This is a genomic window from Streptomyces sp. 13-12-16 (assembly GCF_002114215.1).
Classification (GTDB): Bacteria; Actinomycetota; Actinomycetes; order Streptomycetales; family Streptomycetaceae; genus Streptomyces.
The window spans coordinates 1-360 of record NZ_NCTE01001461.1; the positions used below are offsets into that span (position 1 = coordinate 1).

1 protein-coding gene is annotated in these 360 nt (G+C 76.7%); it reads left to right on the forward strand.

Annotated features, from left to right (window positions below; all coding sequences use genetic code 11):
- Nucleotides 1-30: 30 nt before the first annotated feature.
- Nucleotides 31-360, forward strand: a 330-nt coding sequence (locus B7767_RS42615; RefSeq protein ID WP_306298057.1) for a vitamin K epoxide reductase family protein, incomplete at its 3' end; no start/stop codon positions are given.

Consider the following 360-nt stretch of genomic DNA (forward strand, 5'->3'; position numbering starts at 1 on the left):
CACCACCGCGCCGGGCGGGCGGCGGGCCGCATGAGCGGGGCCGCCGGCACGGCGACGGCGCCGGGCGGACGCGTCGGGTGGCTGATGACACTGACCGGGGTCGTCGGCTGGCTCGCCTCCCTGCGCCTCGCGATCGACGACTGGCGGCTGCTCAAGGACCCCGACTACGTGCCGTCGTGCGACGTCAGCCCGGTGGTGGGCTGCGGCAGCGCCATGGCGAGCCCGCAGGGGAACCTGCTGGGCTTTCCCAACATGCTGATCGGTCTGGGCGCCTTCGCCGCGGTGGCCGTCCTCGGCGTGGCCGTGCTGACGGGGGCGCGGCTCCACCGGGCGCTGTGGCTGGCGCTGAACGGCGGGGGG